Annotated in this window: 12 protein-coding genes and 1 tRNA gene; 5 read left to right on the top strand and 8 right to left on the bottom strand. The window is 69.3% G+C overall.

The window, feature by feature from the left end:
• Window positions 1-34: 34 nt before the first annotated feature.
• From prsR to HLB44_RS05735, 6 genes are all read right to left on the bottom strand, one after another.
• Entirely contained in the window at window positions 35-1,405 is a 1,371-nt protein-coding gene (gene prsR / locus HLB44_RS05760) for a PEP-CTERM-box response regulator transcription factor (RefSeq protein ID WP_173121591.1), read from the bottom strand.
• Window positions 1,402-3,504, bottom strand: a complete 2,103-nt coding sequence (gene prsK / locus HLB44_RS05755) for an XrtA/PEP-CTERM system histidine kinase PrsK (RefSeq protein ID WP_173121589.1) — start codon at window positions 3,502-3,504, stop codon at window positions 1,402-1,404. Before prsK ends, prsR begins: the two co-directional genes overlap by 4 nt.
• An 81-nt stretch (window positions 3,505-3,585) precedes the next feature.
• Window positions 3,586-4,056 carry a sugar transferase gene (locus HLB44_RS37055; RefSeq protein ID WP_343051235.1) on the bottom strand — a complete coding sequence of 157 codons (471 nt, stop codon included), beginning with the start codon at window positions 4,054-4,056 and terminating at the stop codon, window positions 3,586-3,588.
• A 1,270-nt stretch (window positions 4,057-5,326) separates the two neighbouring features.
• Window positions 5,327-6,097, bottom strand: a complete 771-nt coding sequence (locus HLB44_RS05745) for a S1C family serine protease (protein WP_343051234.1) — start codon at window positions 6,095-6,097, stop codon at window positions 5,327-5,329.
• Window positions 6,098-6,117: 20 nt separating this feature from the next.
• Window positions 6,118-7,482, bottom strand: coding sequence for an N-acyl amino acid synthase FeeM domain-containing protein (locus tag HLB44_RS05740; protein WP_173121587.1), 1,365 nt, complete (start codon window positions 7,480-7,482; stop codon window positions 6,118-6,120).
• Between the two features lie 106 nt (window positions 7,483-7,588).
• Entirely contained in the window at window positions 7,589-8,116 is a 528-nt protein-coding gene (locus tag HLB44_RS05735) for an Lrp/AsnC family transcriptional regulator (protein WP_173121585.1), read from the bottom strand.
• A 130-nt stretch (window positions 8,117-8,246) separates the two neighbouring features.
• Between HLB44_RS05735 and hppD the strand changes: the two genes are divergently transcribed.
• From hppD to HLB44_RS38115, 5 genes are all read left to right on the top strand, one after another.
• Window positions 8,247-9,353: a 4-hydroxyphenylpyruvate dioxygenase gene (hppD, locus tag HLB44_RS05730; protein ID WP_173121583.1), complete on the top strand. Its 1,107-nt coding sequence runs from the start codon at window positions 8,247-8,249 to the stop codon at window positions 9,351-9,353.
• Window positions 9,354-9,545: 192 nt separating this feature from the next.
• Window positions 9,546-11,516 (top strand): TOL_0244 family TonB-dependent receptor, encoded by a 1,971-nt coding sequence (locus tag HLB44_RS05725; RefSeq protein ID WP_173121581.1) that lies wholly within the window; start codon window positions 9,546-9,548, stop codon window positions 11,514-11,516.
• A gap of 3 nt (window positions 11,517-11,519) precedes the next feature.
• Window positions 11,520-12,116: a TOL_0243 family YfiR-like periplasmic protein gene (locus HLB44_RS05720; protein ID WP_173121579.1), complete on the top strand. Its 597-nt coding sequence runs from the start codon at window positions 11,520-11,522 to the stop codon at window positions 12,114-12,116.
• Window positions 12,113-14,128, top strand: a complete 2,016-nt coding sequence (locus HLB44_RS05715; RefSeq protein ID WP_173121577.1) for a sensor histidine kinase, YfiR-like protein-associated — start codon at window positions 12,113-12,115, stop codon at window positions 14,126-14,128. Before HLB44_RS05720 ends, HLB44_RS05715 begins: the two co-directional genes overlap by 4 nt.
• Window positions 14,129-14,236: 108 nt before the next feature.
• On the top strand, window positions 14,237-15,844 hold the full coding sequence (locus HLB44_RS38115) for a diguanylate cyclase (protein ID WP_173121575.1): 1,608 nt from the start codon (window positions 14,237-14,239) through the stop codon (window positions 15,842-15,844).
• Here the strand turns inward: HLB44_RS38115 and HLB44_RS05705 are convergent.
• Together HLB44_RS05705 and HLB44_RS05700 are read right to left on the bottom strand one after the other, a co-directional pair.
• The gene (locus HLB44_RS05705; protein WP_173121573.1) at window positions 15,820-16,329 is read right to left on the bottom strand and encodes an O-acetyl-ADP-ribose deacetylase; all 510 of its coding nucleotides are present in this window, start codon (window positions 16,327-16,329) and stop codon (window positions 15,820-15,822) included. The genes HLB44_RS38115 and HLB44_RS05705 overlap by 25 nt on opposite strands.
• 56 nt (window positions 16,330-16,385) lie before the next feature.
• Window positions 16,386-16,462: transfer RNA gene (locus HLB44_RS05700), tRNA-Met, on the bottom strand.
• Window positions 16,463-16,547 lie beyond the last annotated feature (85 nt).

Genomic DNA, 16,547 nt, shown 5'->3' with positions numbered 1-16,547 from the left:
GGGCATCCGCCGCCAGTTCGCCATCACTTGGCGATCACTTGATCGCCAGCCGCTTCAACAGGTCGTACAGCGTCGGCCGGCTCACGCCGAGCAGCTCGGCGGCCTTGACGATGTTGTCGTTGGTGCGCGCCAGCGCCGCCAGCACCGCCTGCCGCTCGGCGGCTGCGCGCACGTGGTTCAGCGACAGCTCGCCGGCGCCATCCGCACCGGTGTCGTCGGCCGCGGGTTTCGGCAGCCCGATGTCCTCGCAGGTCACGCGGCCGCTGTCGGCCATGATGACCGCGCGCTTGATCGCGTTCTGCAGCTGGCGCACGTTGCCGGACCACGGATGGCGCTCGATCGCGCGCAGCGCCTCGTCGGTGAACGCGAGGTTGCCGCGGCGCTGCTCCTGCGAGAAGCGCTGCAGGAACGCATGCGCCAGCAGCACCGCGTCGCCCTGGCGAGCGCGCAGCGGCGGAATGTCGACGGTGATCTCGGCAAGCCGGTAGTAGAGGTCCTCGCGGAACCGGTTTTCCGCGATCAGCGCCTTCAGGTCCTGGTGCGTCGCGCAGACCACGCGCACGTCGACCGCGATCTCCTGCCGGCCGCCCAGGCGCTCGATCTTGCGCTCCTGCAGGAAGCGCAGCAGCTTGGCCTGCAAGGGCTGCGGCAGGTCGCCGATTTCGTCGAGCATCAGCGTGCCGCCGTTGGCGGTCTCGATCTTGCCCTGCGTCGTCTTGTTCGCGCCGGTGAACGCACCGCGCTCGTAGCCGAAGAGTTCGCTCTCCAGCAGCGTCTCCGGAATCGCCGCGCAGTTGATCGCGACGAAGCGGCCCTGGCGCTTCGACGACTGGTGCAGCCCCTGCGCCAGCACCTCCTTGCCGGTGCCGCTCTCGCCGAGCAGCAGGATCGTCGCGTCGCTCGACGCGACACGCTCGATCAGGCGGCACACGCGCAACATCTCCGGATCGCGGGTGACCAGCCCCGACAGCGCATCGGGCTGGTGCAGTGCCTGCAGGCGGCGGTTCTCGCTCTGCAGCTCGAAGAGCCGGAACGCGCGGTCGATCGTCAGCCCGAGCAGCTCGGGCTCGAAGGGCTTGGCGAAGAAGTCGTAGGCGCCGAGCGCGATCGCACGCAGCGCATTGGCCTGGTCGTTCTGGCCGGTCAATACGATGACCTTGACGTTCGGATCGATCTCCAGCAGCTGCTGCAGCAGCGCGAAGCCTTCCGAGACCGAATCCGGGTCGGGCGGCAGCCCGAGGTCCATCGTGACGACTGCCGGCTGGTGCCGGCGGAACTGCACCAGCGCGCTTTCGCGGTCGGCGGCGGTGACCGAGTCGAAGCGGTCGAGCGACCACTTGATCTGCTTCTGCAGTGCCAGATCGTCCTCGACGATCAGCAGCGGTGCGGGGCTGGACGCGCTCATCGGTCGTCGCTCGCCATCTGCAGGTCGGCAGCCTTGTGCGCATCGAACAGCGGCAGCAGGATCGTCACGACCGAGCCGCGGCCGACTTCGCTTTGCACGTCGATGCTGCCTCCCAGTTCCTTGATGTACTGAAAACTCTCGTAGGCGCCGATGCCCATGCCGCTGTCCTTGGTCGTGTTGAACGGGCGGAACAGGCGCGTCTGCACGAATTCCTGCGTCATGCCCTTGCCGGTGTCGCCGACGACGACCATCACGCGGCCCGACGCCTGCTGCAGCCGGACCCAGACCTTACCGGACGGCGGCGTCGCATCAAGGGCATTCTGCACGAGGTGCCCGATCACCCGTTCGAGCCGCTCCTCGTGTCCGCGCGTGGCGATCGGATCGACGATCTCGAGCTCGACGCGGCGGCCGCGGCCGCGCACCATCGCCTCGAGGCGCTGCAGCATCGGCGCCAGCTCGACCCCGGCGGCGCCGCCGACCGGCTTGGCGCCTTCGCGCAGCTGCAGCATCATCTGGCGCATCTTCTCGAGCGAGCTTTCGACCGTCAGCAGCATGTCCTGCTGGAATTCCGGGTTGTCGCGCAGGCGCTCGGCGTTCTTCAGCATCAGCGACAGCTGCGTGATGATGTTCTTCAGGTCGTGCACGACGAAGGCCGACATGCGGTTGAAGGCGTCGAACTTGCGCACTTCGAGCAAGGCCTCGGTGGCCTGCATCTGCGCGATGAAACCCGCCGCCTGGCGCGCCGCGGTCTTCAGCAGATCGCGCACCTCCCAGTTCGGCTCGACCGCGGTGCGCGGGCGCGACAGCACGACGAAGCCGATCAGCTGCTCGCCGACCAGCAGCGGCACGACCAGCCAGGCGCTGGGGCTCGTCGCCAGCCACAGCGGCACGGCCAGGTCGCCGTAGCGGCGCGGCTGGGCGCGGAACTCGTCGATGTCGACGATCCACTCCTTCTCGCGCATGAAGCCGCAGAACGGCGAATCGACCGGTTCGCTGTCGCCGGCGGCAGGCATGTTCCAGCGCGCGGTCTGCACGAACCGGTCGCCGCCGAGACCGCGTGACCAGAGGCTGCCGGCCGGGCACTCGACCATGTCGGCCAGGCCGTGCACCACGAGCACGCCGACCTCCTGCGGCGAGGTCTTCGTCGACAGCATCGCGGTGAAGCGCAGCCACTCCTGGCGATAGTCGTAGCGGTAGCTGAAGAAGTTCTTGCTGAGGAAGACCCGCAACCGCGCGCGCAGCGACCCCGACAGCAGCAGCACCGCGAGCATCAGCAGCGCCGCGAACAGCAACGCCAGCTGCAGCGCGCGGCCCCACTCGCCGCCGAAGTAACGCACGTAGTACCCGACCGCGGCGATCAGCAGCAGGTAGGCGCCGATCAGCAGCAGCGTGGCCGAATAGAACGCTGCGCTGCGCGAGACCTTGAGCCGGCTGATCCACGAAGCCTGGCGCCGCGAAGCGACGAACAGCAGCGGCGTCGTCAGCGCATAGACCGCGCCGCGCACGCTCAAGGCATCCGCGTCGAAACGGCCGAACATCAGCGCTTCGGAGTGGATGTAGACGTCGTAGGCGAAACTGAAACCGAGGCCCAGGCACACCGGCTTGGCGTTCCAGCGCGATTCTTCGGCCTGGTTGCGGAACAGCTGCTCCAGCAACACCAGTCCCAGCACGCCGAGCGCCAACGCGGTTCCCAGCGCGGCCTTGTAGAGATCCGGATAGCCGAGGGCCACGCCTGCGCGGAAGACAACCGCCAGTGCGACCAGTCCGGCGGCGACCGGCAGCAAGGCACCGCTGGAGCGCGGATCGCCCGACCCGGTGGCCACTGCGGTGGCGGGGCGCAACAACGCCAGCAGGAAGGTCAGCCACGCGGCGGAACGCAGCAGGTCGAGGCCGGCGGCCACGTCCGCGGTGACACGCCAATCGGAGAAGTGATCGGTCGCCGCGGCCACACCCCAGACCGAGGTGAGCGTGACGGCGGCGAGAAAGGCCGCCGCCGGCCGGTCGCGCAGGCTGCCCAGGTGGCCCGAACGCAGCAGGTAGATGGCGAAGGCCGCATTCAAGACGGCGGCCAGGCCGAAGCCGAACGGCGCGAAGTCCATCGCCGGATCAGTGCCCCGGGCGCCGCGGCCGGCTCAACCCGCAGGGGCCACGGTACCGCGGCGTGCGCCGCAGACCTGCGCTCAGCGCGCGCCCTTGCCCGTCAGCACCACGCCGACGGTCTCGAACAGGATCACGAAGTCGAGGAACAGCGAGTGGTTCTTGACGTAGTACAGGTCGTACTGCAGCTTCTCGGCCGAATCCTCGACCGTCGAGCCGTACTGATACTTGACCTGTGCCCAACCGGTGACGCCTGGCTTGATGCTGTGCCGCACAGCATAGTACGGAATCTCCTGCGTCAGCTGCTCGACGAAATAGGGCCGCTCCGGACGCGGACCGACCAGGCTCATCTCGCCCTTGAGCACGTTGAACAGCTGCGGCAGCTCATCGATGCGCGTCTTGCGGATGATGTTGCCGACCCGCGTGACCCGGCTGTCCTGCGCCGTCGCCCAGACCGGCTTGCCGTCCTTCTCGGCGTCGGTGCGCATGCTGCGGAACTTGGTGACCTTGAAGACGCGGCTGTTGGCGCCGACGCGCTCCTGCCGATAGAACACCGGCCCCCTGCTCTCGCAGCTTGATGACGATCGCCGTCAGCAGCATCGCCGGCGCGGAGACCAGGATCAGCACCAGCGAGCAGACGATGTCGAAGACGCGCTTGATGGCCGTGCGGTAGAAGCCCTGGTTGAAGCCGTCGCCGAAGATCAGCCAGCCGGCATTGACATAGTCGATGCGGATCTGGCCGAGCATGCGCTCGAAGTAGGTGGTGATGTCGAACACGCGCACGCCGGCGAGCTTGCAATCCAGCAGCTCGCGCATCGGCATGCTGCCGGAGCGGCGCTCGGTCAAGGCGACGACGATCTCGTCGACGCCGAGCGCGCGCGCGGTCTCGGTCAGCGAGCGATGGCCGGACAGGCGCTCGACGTCGGGCACCGTGGACTGCTTTTCGTTCGGGCCGGGAAAGTAGCCGACGATCTTGGCCAGCGGATCGGCATGCTTGAGCGTCACCCCGACCATCTGCGCTGCCGGGCCGGCACCGAAGATCAGCACGCGGCTGCCGGTGCGCGCCTGGCCGGTCCAGTGGCCGACGAAGACGCGGCGCACGATGACCATCGAGATCACCAGCATCGCCGAGACCCGCACCGCGGCGGTGTTGACCAGGTCGGTCGGCAGCAGCACGAAGACCTGGTAGGTCAGCGCCAGCGCGAGCACCAGCGCCAGCCCGGCGCGCAGGCAGGACTCGCCGATGGAACGCTTCGCCGAGCGCTGGTACAGGCCCGATGCGGTGTTGATGATGAACATGCCGGCGGCCAGCGACAGCACCTGCGTGCCCGCCAGCGTCGTCCCGCTGCCGAGCTGCCCGCCCTGGACGATCATCACGGCCGCCAGCGCGAACAGTGCGAGGCCGACATCGAACAGGATGCGCCGCAGCGTCCAGACATGAAAGTAGTGATTGAAGACCCGAATCATTTTTTCTCCCGCCAGTTCGCCATACCCTGACCTCTGGTCTGGCGGCAAGCACTTCGATCGGTGCGCCGCTTGCGGCGCACATGCCCGCCGCTGGCTCGCTTGTTTGGTGTTGTGCCCTGGTCCGATGCCAACAGAATGACAACCGCCCGAGTTCGCACACGAGTCCGGGGACTGTAAGCAGCGCAAATCGGCCCTCGCAACCCCGGTCTTGAGGGGTGCACGCGACCGAAATCACGGAGTTCGGCGTTGTTTTGGCTGATTTGCAGCCAAAAGCCGCGCTGCGTCACTACCGCCTTCACTTCGCAGGGTGTCAACCGGGGTATCCCCGAGGCGGGCGCGATGGTACCTGAAGCGGCGTCAGCGCTTGGACAGCAGCGCCGCCGCATGGCGCGCCGGGATCGCATAACTGATGCCGGTGGGATGGCTCAGCGCTGATTCGCGCGTCGCCTTGACATGCACGCTGTTGACGACGCCGAGCACCAGGCCGCTGTCGGCGTCGAGCAGCGGACTGCCGCTGTTGCCGGGATAGGCGGTGGCATCGAGCTGGTAGATGTCGAAGCTGCCCTGGCGCATGCGAAAGACCGTGCGCTGGTCGAGCAGCCGCGCGTTCGGCAGCGGCTGGGCCACCGGCACGGTCGCGGCGATGATGCCGCGATGGCTGACCGGCACGAAGCCGAAGACGACCCCGATCGGATAGCCGACCAGCGCGACCGCGCGGCCGTCGGCGACGGCGCCCTCGGGCGCAAATTTCAGCGCCGGCAGCGCTGCGCCGTCGAACTTCAGCAGCGCCAGGTCGTAGACCGGATCGGTCGCCACCACGGTGGCGCCGCGGCCCTGGCGGCCATCGCTGCCCGACAGCACGACGATCAGGCGGTCGCCCGCATCGGCATCGCCGCTCATCGGCAGCACGTGCGCATTGGTGATCGCATGCCGGCCATCGTCGACGACGAACCCGGTGCCGCGGAAGCGGAAGCCGGGGTTGTTCAGCGCATTGAAGGTGCCGACGGCGAGGATCGACGGTTTCGCGCCAGCGATCACCGCGACCAGCTCGGCCGCCGCCGGTGCCGCGGCCAGCACGGCGAGGATCGTGGCCAGCAGCCAGGCGCCGCAGCGCGACAGGAATCTCACCCGGGCGATTCTGCCCGTCTTCAGATCAGGCAGGCGGCCGCCGGTTGCACCAGCGGCAGTGCCGGCGCTTGCGGCAGCTCCAGGTCCAGCGGCTCGGCCTGCAATTCGGCATGCGTGCGTCCGCTTTGCAGCGCGCTCACGCAGGCGGCCCAGGCGGCATCCGGGGTGTCGATGCGAAAGCCCAGGTAGGTGGCCTGCGCACCGGCGATGCGCCGCACCGCGGTGGCCCGCACGACCGAGCGCAGCTCGGCACCCAGCTCGACCGTCAGCAGCCCGCTGACGCCGGGCGCCAGCGGCGCCGCGCATTCGGCCTGGAAACCCGACAGCGACAGTTCGACGACCTTGATCCGGAAGCTGCCGCCGCCGTCGGCGGCCAGCCGCTCGAGCCTGCCCGGACAGTTGATGGAATGCCGCGGATGGCGCCGCAGCGCGAGCGTCGCGCCGGGCGCCGCCACGGTCCCGGACTGCCCGCCGGCGCGCGCGTCGAGCTCGTACAGGCTGCGCAGCAGCAGCTGCCGGCGCGCGCCCAGCGTGGCGAAGACGTTCGTGCGGCGCATGAAGAAGTGCTCGATCAGCTCCTCGGTCATCACCGGGTCGTTGGTCGTGTTGTAGCGCCGCGCCGGCAGCCGGATGTTGGCGAGCCGGTTCTCGACGAAGTAGCGGAAGAGGTTCTTGCGCTCCGGACGCTGGCCGTACACCGCGCGGAAGCGCTCACGCGCGACGGCCAGGTCCAGCGTGGCGCCGATCGCCGGCGCACCGTTGGCGAAGCCGTACTGCGCGACGGGCTGGCCCGGCAGGCGCTCGAAGAACAGCAGCGACTCGTAGAGCTCGATCTTGTTCGGATTGACCGCGATCACCAGGTGGCGGGTATCGAAGTACGAGGTGCAGTACTCGTACATGAACTTCATCAGCGGGAACAGGATCTGCCCGCCGGTGGCTCGGTAGTCCGGATGGATCGCCAGCGCCGAGACCTCGGCGATGCGGCCCTGCTTGGCCCGCACCGCGCTCAGGTCGAAGGCCGACTGCATCGGGAAACCGAAGACCCCTTCGCGCACCAGCGACAGCGTGCCCACGACCTTGCCGTGGATCTTGGCGCACAGCGTGGTCGTCGTCGGCAGCGCGTGGTAGGCGGTGACGCGCAAGCCCGACGGATCGGGCTGCATGAAGCCGGAGGACACGTAGGCGTCGTGCAGCAGCGCGAAACAGGCTTCGAGCTCCTCCTGCGTGTCGGCGATCTTCAGGTCCAGCGCCGGGCCGGGCGCGGGGTCGCAGTCGATCATTGCGCGGACCAGCGCGTGACGCAGGTCACGCGGCACCAGACCGAACGCCGCGCGCGCCGACTGGTGAAACAAGCGCCTGAGAGCCGTGCGCAGCGAACGCTTCATGTCCAACCTTGGTAACCGATGCATGGAGGTCGGCGCAAAAGGTCCCCAGCTTGAGCGCGCCGGCCCGTTCCCTATCACATGGATACAAATTCGGCTGCCGAAGCGATCAGCTCGGCCGCTGCACCAGCCGCACCCGGCGCTGCCGACCCTCGGGCCGGCCGATGTGATCGAGCGGCAGCTCGGTGCTGGCCTTGATGCGGTTCAGCACGATGCTCGAACGGACATTGACGACGCCGGGCAGCCGCGTCAGCCGGCGCAGCACCGAATCGGACAGCTCGTTCAGCGACGCGGCGACGATCTGCAGCAGGTAGTCGGCCTCGCCGGCGATCGAGTAGCAATCGAGCACCTCGGGGAACTCGGCGATCGCCCGCTCGAACGCCGTGCCTTCCTCGCCGCCGTGGCGCGCCAGCGCAACGTGGGTGAACGAACGCACCGCCAACGACAGCATGGCGGGGTCGAGCAACGCGACATAGGCGCGGATCACGCCCAGCGCCTCCAGCCGCTGGATGCGCCGGCTGATCTGCGAGGCCGACAGGCCGAGCCGCTCGCCGATCACCTGGTTGGTCGCGTGGCTGTCGCGCTGCAGCTGCACCAGCAGTTCGATGTCCAGCGGGTCGAGCAGCAGATCGTCCATCGCTCAGGATTCTATGCACGTTCCGTGCGCGGAATCGCTCAACCAGCACATCCAATGCGAACACATTGCGGCACAAGCGCTCAAGAATGACGTCCTCGGCGCCTGCAAGCGCACCAAACCTGAGGACCGCATGAACCTGCCTTCAAAGATCGAACCGCACAACCCGATGGGCACCGACGGCTTCGAGTTCATCGAGTACGCGGCGCCGGACCCGGCGGCGATGGGCGCGCTGTTCGAGCGCATGGGCTTCCAGGCGATCGCCCGCCATCGCCACAAGGACGTCACGCTGTACCGCCAGGGCGAGATCAACTTCATCGTCAACGCCGAACCCGACTCGTTCGCGCAGCGCTTCGCGCGCCTGCACGGCCCGAGCATCTGCGCGATCGCCTTCCGCGTGCAGGACGCGAAGTACGCCTACGAGCGCGCGATCTCGCTCGGCGCCTGGGGTTATGCCGGCACCGCCGGTCCCGGCGAGCTGAACGTGCCGGCGATCAAGGGCATCGGCGACTCGATCATCTACTTCGTCGACCGCTGGCGCGGCAAGAACGGCGCGTTGCCGGGCGACATCGGCAACATCGGCTTCTTCGATGTCGACTTCGAGCCGCTGCCGGGCGCCCGACTCGACCCGCCGGGCCACGGCCTGCAGCTGATCGACCACCTGACCCACAACGTGCACAAGGGCCGCATGAACGAGTGGGCGGAGTTCTACGAGCGCCTGTTCAACTTCCGCGAGATCCGCTACTTCGACATCGAGGGCCAGGTCACCGGGGTCAAGAGCAAGGCGATGACCAGCCCCTGCGGCAAGATCCGCATCCCGATCAACGAGGAAGGCAACGAGACCAAGGGCCAGATCCAGGAGTACCTGGACCTGTACCGGGGCGAGGGCATCCAGCACATCGCGCTGCACTCGGGCGACCTGCCCGCCACCGTCGACGGCATGCGCGAGCGCGGCGTCAAGCTGCTGGCGACGCCGGACACCTACTACGAGCTGGTCGACAAGCGCATTCCCGGCCACGGCGAGAACCTCGACGCGCTGCAACGGCGCCAGATCCTGGTCGACGGCAAGCGCGGCGACCTGCTGCTGCAGATCTTCACCGAGAACCAGCTCGGGCCGATCTTCTTCGAGTTCATCCAGCGCAAGGGCAACGAAGGTTTCGGCGAGGGCAACTTCAAGGCGTTGTTCGAAAGCATCGAGCTCGACCAGATGCGCCGCGGCGTGCTGCCCGCGCAGGCCTGACGCTGCCGCTGGACGCTCGCTTCGATCGCTAGGCAAGCCGCCGCCGTGCCGCCCGGGCGCTGCAGCGCCGTTGCAACGCAAGAAGAAACATTCCTCGGCGCGGCCCAATTGCTTAGACTAGCCGCTCCGGCCTGGTCGCCCGCGCGATTTGCGGCAGTACGTGCGGGACGGACGCGGCCTCTAGGGGAGCGCATGAGTCACCCGCGTCTGCAGCCCGTGCCGCGGTGCTGCCGGTATCCGTTGGTCTCGCTGCTGGCCGCCACGGCAGCGCTGTCGGTACGGGCCCAGGACAGTCCGCTGGGCCTGGCGGCGATGAGCCTGGAGGAGCTGGGCAACATCGAGATCACGTCGGTGTCCAAGCGGGCCGAGCGGCTGGCCGACGCACCGACTGCGGTGCATGTCGTCACCGCGTCGCAGATCCGCCGCTCGGGTGCCGCGAACCTGCCCGAGGCACTGCGGCTGGCGCCGAACCTGTTCGTCGGCCGCGTCAGCGCCAGCGGCTGGGTGGTCAGCGCGCGCGGCTTCAACAGCCAGTCGGCCAACAAGCTGCTGGTGCTGATCGACGGCCGCTCGGTTTACACGCCATTCTTTGCCGGCGTCTTCTGGGACGTGCAGGACCTGATGCTCGAGGACATCGAGCGCATCGAGGTGATCAGCGGGCCGGGCGGCACGCTGTGGGGCGTCAACGCGGTCAACGGCATCATCAACGTGATCACCCGTTCGGCCGCGGGCACCGACGGCAGCCTGCTGGCGGCCAGTGCCGGCAACCAGGAAGGCGGGCTCGCGCTGCGCCATGGCGGCAAGCTCGGTGAGGACGCGCATTTCAGGGTCTATGCCAAGGCCTACCGGCGCCGGCATACCGAAACCGAACGCGGCACCCGCATCAACGACGAGCAGAACGCCGCGCAAGTCGGCGCGAGGCTCGACTGGCAGCACGGCAGCGACCGGCTGATGCTGTCGACCGCCGTCTACGACGGCGACCGCCAGCAGGCGGCGCCGGGCAACATCTCGACCGGCGTGCCGATCCCGCTCGGCGACGTGCCGACGGCCGGCGGCCACCTGCTGGTGCGCTGGGATCGATCGCTCGACGACGACGGCGCGATGCTCGGGGTGCAGGCCTACGTCGACAGCGCACGCCGCATCGTCACGCCGACCTTCTCTCAGTCGATCGACATCGCCGACCTGCAGCTGCAGCACTCGTTTGCGCCCAGCCGCACGCATGCGCTCGTCTGGGGTGCGCAGTTGCGCCACGCGCGCGACCGCATCACCAACAGCCAGTACATCTCCTTCCTGCCGGGACACCTGAACCAGGATTGGACGAGTCTTTTCGCGCAGGACGAGATCACGCTGACGCCGCGGTTGAAGCTGACGCTCGGCGCGCGGCACGAACGCAACGACTACACCGGCGGCCATTGGCTGCCGAGCGCGCGGCTGGGCTGGAAGCCGGCCCCCGACCACCTGGTGTGGGCCGCGCTGTCGCGCGCGGTGCGTGCACCGTCGCGCCTCGACCGTGACATCTTCATCCCGAGCGTCGTTCCGGGCGGCCCGGACCGGCTGCGCGGGGGAGCTCTCGTCCGGGAAGAAATCGCCAAGGTGTTCGAAGTCGGCTACCGCGGCCGGCCCAGCGCGAGCACCTCGCTGTCGGCGAGCGCCTTCCATGCCGACTACGACCACCTGCGCACGCAGCAGACCTTCCGCGAAGGATCGACCGCCTTTGCGATCTTTGCCAGCGGCATGCGCGGCACGGTGCAGGGGCTCGAGGTATCCGGAGCCTGGCAGGTGATGCCGAGCTGGCGCCTGCAGGCGGGCGGTACCCGGCTGTGGCAGGACTTCGAACTGAAGCCCGGCAGCAACGACCCCGTCGCGGTGCGCAATGTCGAAGGCGCGACGGCGCAGCGCCAGTGGCAGCTGCGCTCGGCCTGGGACCTCGGCCCGCGCAGCGAGCTCGACGTCGCCGTGCGCCATGTCTCGCGCCTCGCGGTCCCCGTGGTGCCGGCCTACACCGCGCTCGACCTGCGCTGGGCCTGGCGGCCGGCACCGCAGCTGGAACTGTCGATCACCGGCCAGAATCTGACCGGCGGCGGCCACGGCGAGTTCGCGGGAGTCGCGACACGCACCGAAATTGGCCGCTCGTGGCTGCTCAAGCTGCTGTGGGGCTTCTGACCGATGAACGACCTGCATGGCGTTTCCCGCCTGCGCAGCCCGGTGCTGCGTCGCCGCCTGCTCGCGCTCGCCGCCGTCGGATGGCTGGCCACCGCTGCGGGACCGACCTCCGCGCAGGCAGAGGCCGGTCTGCAGGCCTCGGAATACCAGGTCAAGGCGGCCTTCATCTGCAAGTTCGCGAGTTACGTCGAGTGGCCGCCGGGCGATCGCGCCGACCAGCCTTTCGTGATCGGCGTGCTCGGCAGCGACGAGGTCGCCCAGGAGCTGACGCGCGCCGCGGCCGGCATGTCGGTGCAGGGCCGGTCGATGGTGGTACGCAAATTGCCCCGCCCCGAAGCGTTGGCCGGCGTCCACATCCTGTTCATTGCCCGCTCGCATGGCGGCCGGCTCGCCGAGTTGCTGGCCAGCGCCCGCGGGCAGCCGCTGCTGACCGTCACCGAGACCGAGCCCGCCTCGACCGCCGGCAGCATCATCAATTTCGTGCTGGTCGACGACAAGGTGCGCTTCGACATCGCCCTGCCGCTGGCCGAACAAGGTAACCTGAAGATCAGCGCGCGGCTGCTCGGCGTCGCGCGTAAGGTCTGGACCAAGACATCATGACCGCCCCCCGCAGCTCCCTGCGGCGCCGCCTGCTCGGCGCCATGCTGCTGACGACGCTGGCAGCGCTGCTTTTCGCGCTCGGCGCGATGACCACCTATGAGCTGCGCGTGTACCACGACCGCTGGGCCGCCGACCTCGACACGCAGGCCGGGCTGCTGGCGCGCACCGCCGCGCCGGCGCTGACTTTCGACGACGCGCGCACCGCGACCGAGAACCTCGAGCTGCTGCGCCTGCAGCCGAAGGTGCGCGTCGCCGCGGTGTACGGCGCGCGCGGCCAGGTGTTCGCCAGCTACCGCGCAAAGGACGCGGCCGAGGTGGCGCTGCCGGCGCTGCCCGGCGCCGACGGCATCAGCCGCGCCGACGGCGACATGGTGGTCTTCAAGCGCATCATCGAGAACAACCAGATCCTCGGCACGGTCTACCTGCGGGCGCAGTACGCGCTGGTCGAGCGCCTGGCCGACTACGCCGGCATCGCGCTGGTCGTCGTCGCCGGCGCGATGCTGGTGGCGCTGGGGGTGTCGTCGCGGCTCGAGAAGGTGGTCACGCGGCCGCTGCTGGCGATCGCCGACGTGGCCCGCAACGTGGTGCAGCGGCGCGACTATTCGCGCCGCGTCGAGCGGGTCAGCGACGACGAGGTCGGCGCGCTCGCCGAGGCCTTCAACGACATGCTGCACGAGATCGAGCAGCGCACGCAGGCGCTCGAGGCCTCGAACCGCGAGAAGGCCGCCGAGGTCGAGGAGCGCCGCATCGCGCAGCACGAGGTCGAGCGGCTGAACGAGCAGCTCGAGCGGCGCGTCAGCGAGCGCACGCTGCAGCTCGAGACCTCGAACCAGGAGCTCGCGCTGGCCACCGAGGCCGCCGAGCGCGCGAACCGCGCCAAGTCCGAGTTCCTCTCCAGCATGAGCCACGAGCTGCGTACGCCGCTGTCGGCGATCATCGGCTTCGGCCAGCTGCTGCAGGGCGACTCGTCGCGGCTGACGGCGGAGCGCCGCACCGAGTTCGTCGGCCACATGGTGCGCGCCGGCAAGCACCTGCTGAGCCTGATCAACGACATCCTGAACCTGGCGCAGATCGAGGCCGGCAAGCTGCAGCTGACGCTGGAGAACGTGCCGCTGGTGGCGCTGCTCGGCGAGTGCCGCACGATGACCGAGCCGATGGGCACGCGGCGCGGCATTCGCATGCTGTTCCCCGAACAGTGTCCGTTGACGGTGGTCGCCGACCCGACACGGCTCAAGCAGGTGCTGCTGAACCTGCTGTCGAATGCCATCAAGTACAACCGCGACCAGGGTGCGGTGGTCGTCGACTGCACGATGGTCGGCGAACGGCGCGTGCGCATCTCGGTGCAGGACACCGGCCACGGCCTGCGCCCGGACCAGCTCGAGGCGCTGTTCCAGCCGTTCAACCGGCTGGGCCAGGAAGGCGGCACGCAGGAAGGCACCGGCATCGGCCTGGTCGTCACCAAGCGGCTGGTCGAGCAGATGGGCGGCGCGATCGGCGTCAGCTCGACCGTCGGCACCGGCAGCATGTTCTGGGTCGACCTCGATGGCAGCGCCCCGGCCGTCGACGTCGCAGCGGCGCCGGCGCTGCCGCCGCGGCCTCAGCCGGCCACCGGCGAGGGCGCGCGCGCGACCGTGCTGTGCGTCGAGGACAACCCGACCAACCTGCGACTGGTCGAGGAGATCTTCGCCGGCCGCGACGACCTGCAGCTGATCACTGCGCAGGACGGGCTGCTCGGCGTCGAGATGGCGCGGGTGTACCAGCCCGATGTCATCGTGATGGACAACAACATGCCGCGCATGACCGGCCGCGAAGCGCAGGCCATCCTGCACCAGGACCCGATGACCGCGCACATCCCGATCATTGCGCTGACGGCCAATGCGATGCCCCAGGCGGTGGCCGACGGGCTGGCGGCCGGATTCTTCCGCTACCTGACCAAACCGGTCGCGCAGGAGGACCTGCTCGACGCAATCGACAGCGCACTGGCGAGCCTCAAGCCGCACCCGAACGCCTGAGCATGGCGGCGCTTGCCGCCGCGTCATGCATCTGCCTACACTGGCCGGCATCGGGGAGTCCACGCAGGCGGCTCGAAGCGGCCGCCGCTCGTTCAGGGACCTTCGGCCGTGAACGCCAGCGCATCGTCCGGTCCGGCGACCGATCGCCGCGCCGTGGGGCGTGGCGGCAGCGCGTCGCCGAAGTCGATCCGTTTCTGGCTCGTGCTGCTGGTGCTGGCCAGCGTGATCCCGCCCTCGCTGATCGCGGCCTTCCTGATCCACCTCGACTATCGCCACGGCCAGGCGCGCCTCGAACGCGACGCGATGGCGACGACGCATGCGCTGGTGGCAGTGGTCGATCGTGAGCTCGCCGGCTCGCGCGCCGCGCTGATCGCCCTGGCGTCGTCGCCGCACCTGGACGCCCACGACCTGGCTGCGTTCCAGAGCCAGGCCAGCGGGGTGCTGAAGGATGTCAACGTCAACAACTTCGTGCTGATCGATGCCGAGCGGCGGCAGCGCGTCAATACGCTGCGGCCCTTCGGCAGCGCCCTGCCGATCGAGCGCAACGCGGCGCTGCTGGCGATCTTCGACACCGGCAGGCCGGCGGTGACCGACCTCTTCGTCGGGCCGGTCGCGCACCGCCCGCTGATGGCGATCGGCGTGCCGGTGCAGCGCGCCGGCAGCGTCGCCTACGTGCTGGCCGCCGGGCTGTGGACCGACCGGCTGTCGCGCGCGCTGCTGACGCAGCCGCTGCCCGAACACTGGATTGCCGGTGTCTATGACAGCGCCGGCGTGGTGGTGGCGCGCAGCCCGCTGGTCGAGCACTTCCTCGGCCAGCCCGGGCCGCCGTCGCTGGTGCGGCGCATGGCCGGCGCGCCCGACGGCTGGATCGACGACACGTCGGCGCTCGACGGCACCGAGATGCGCTCTTACTTCGCGCGCTCGAGCGTCTCGAACTGGGCGGTCGCGCTCGGCGTGCCGCGCGCCGGCATGAGTGCCGAGCTGCAGCGCAGCCTGCTGCGGCTCGCGCTCGGTGCCGGGCTGATGCTGGTGGCATCGATCGCCGGCGCGTGGATCATCGGCGGGCGCATCGCGCGCTCGACGCGGGCGCTGTGCCTGCCGGCGCTGGCGCTCGGCCGCGGCGAGGCGGTGACGGTGGGCGCGCTGCCGCTGAAGGAGCTCGACGAGGTCGGCAGCGCGTTGACGACGACCTCGACGCTGCTGCAGCAGGCGCTGCACGACGCGCACCACGATTCGCTGACCGGGCTGGCGAACCGCACGATGTTCGAGCAGTTCCTGCGCCAGCGCATCGTCGACTCGAAACGCGCCGGCGGCGACATCGCACTGCTGTACATCGACCTCGACGGCTTCAAGGCGGTCAACGACCGGCATGGCCACCACGTCGGCGACGATCTGCTGCGCGAAGCGGCGCGTCGGCTGCGCGCGAACGTGCGGCTGTCGGACATCGCCGCGCGCCTGGGCGGCGACGAGTTCGCGGTGATGCTGCACGGCACCGGTGCCGAGGGCGCCGTCACCGTCGCGCAGAACCTGGTCGGCCAGCTGTCGCAGCCGTACGGGCTGGGCAGCGGCGTGCAGTCGATCTCGGCGAGCGTCGGCATCGCCGTCTATCCGCAAGACGCCAGCAGCGCCGAGCAGCTGCTGCACCGCGCCGACGAGGCGATGTACCGCGCGAAGGCGCAGGGGCGGCGGCGCTATGCGGCCAGCAACGCGTCGTAGCGTGCGCGGTCGGCGTCGGAGAAGCAGCAGAACAGCACCTCGCGCAGCGCGCCGGGTGTCACCGCCAGCGTCTCGCGCACGGTGCGCACGGCCAGCTCGGCGGCCAGGTCCGGCGGATAACCGTAGATGCCGGTGCTGATCGCCGGAAAGGCGATCGACGCCAGGCCGCGCTCGATGGCCAGGCCCAAGCTCGTGCGGTAACACGCGGCCAGCAGCTCGACTTCGCCGTGGGCGCCCCCGCGCCAGACCGGACCGACGGTGTGGATCACCCAGGCCGCGGGCAACCGGTGGCCGCGCGTGATCTTCGCTTCGCCGGTGCGGCAGCCGCCGAGCAGCCGGCATTCGTGCAACAGCTCCGGGCCGGCCGCGCGGTGGATCGCGCCATCGACGCCGCCGCCGCCGAGCAACGACGAGTTCGCGGCGTTGACGATCGCGTCCACCGCCAGGGTCGTGATGTCGGCGCGAACGGCGCGCAGCGTGGGCATGACGAGCTCCCAAAGCAAAACGCCGACCTCGAAGGAGGTCGGCGTCGGCTTGAATCTGGTTGCGGGGGCAAGATTTGAACTTGCGACCTTTGGGTTATGAGCCCAACGAGCTACCAGGCTGCTCCACCCCGCGACTGGAGGACGGACTATAGCACGGCCGCGACGGCTCAAAAATCCAGCTCGACGAGCGGGGCCATCGTGGCCGCCGGCGCGTAGCA

It is taken from the genome of Pseudaquabacterium terrae (assembly GCF_013266755.1).
GTDB lineage: Bacteria > Pseudomonadota > Gammaproteobacteria > Burkholderiales > Burkholderiaceae_C > Pseudaquabacterium > Pseudaquabacterium terrae.
Note: the sequence above shows the minus strand (reverse complement) of the source record. Positions and strands in the feature narration are given on the sequence as shown.

Bases quoted from the DNA above. Each gene is read 5' to 3' on its own strand.
- prsR (WP_173121591.1), bottom strand. From the start codon at position 1,405: ATGAGCGCGTCCAGCCCCGCACCGCTGCTGATCGTCGAGGACGATCTG.
- prsK (WP_173121589.1), bottom strand. From the start codon at position 3,504: ATGGACTTCGCGCCGTTCGGCTTCGGCCTGGCCGCCGTCTTGAATGCG.
- HLB44_RS05740 (WP_173121587.1), bottom strand. From the start codon at position 7,482: ATGAAGCGTTCGCTGCGCACGGCTCTCAGGCGCTTGTTTCACCAGTCG.
- HLB44_RS05735 (WP_173121585.1), bottom strand. From the start codon at position 8,116: ATGGACGATCTGCTGCTCGACCCGCTGGACATCGAACTGCTGGTGCAG.
- hppD (WP_173121583.1), top strand. From the start codon at position 8,247: ATGAACCTGCCTTCAAAGATCGAACCGCACAACCCGATGGGCACCGAC.
- HLB44_RS05725 (WP_173121581.1), top strand. From the start codon at position 9,546: ATGAGTCACCCGCGTCTGCAGCCCGTGCCGCGGTGCTGCCGGTATCCG.
- HLB44_RS05720 (WP_173121579.1), top strand. From the start codon at position 11,520: ATGAACGACCTGCATGGCGTTTCCCGCCTGCGCAGCCCGGTGCTGCGT.
- HLB44_RS05715 (WP_173121577.1), top strand. From the start codon at position 12,113: ATGACCGCCCCCCGCAGCTCCCTGCGGCGCCGCCTGCTCGGCGCCATG.
- HLB44_RS05705 (WP_173121573.1), bottom strand. From the start codon at position 16,329: ATGCCCACGCTGCGCGCCGTTCGCGCCGACATCACGACCCTGGCGGTG.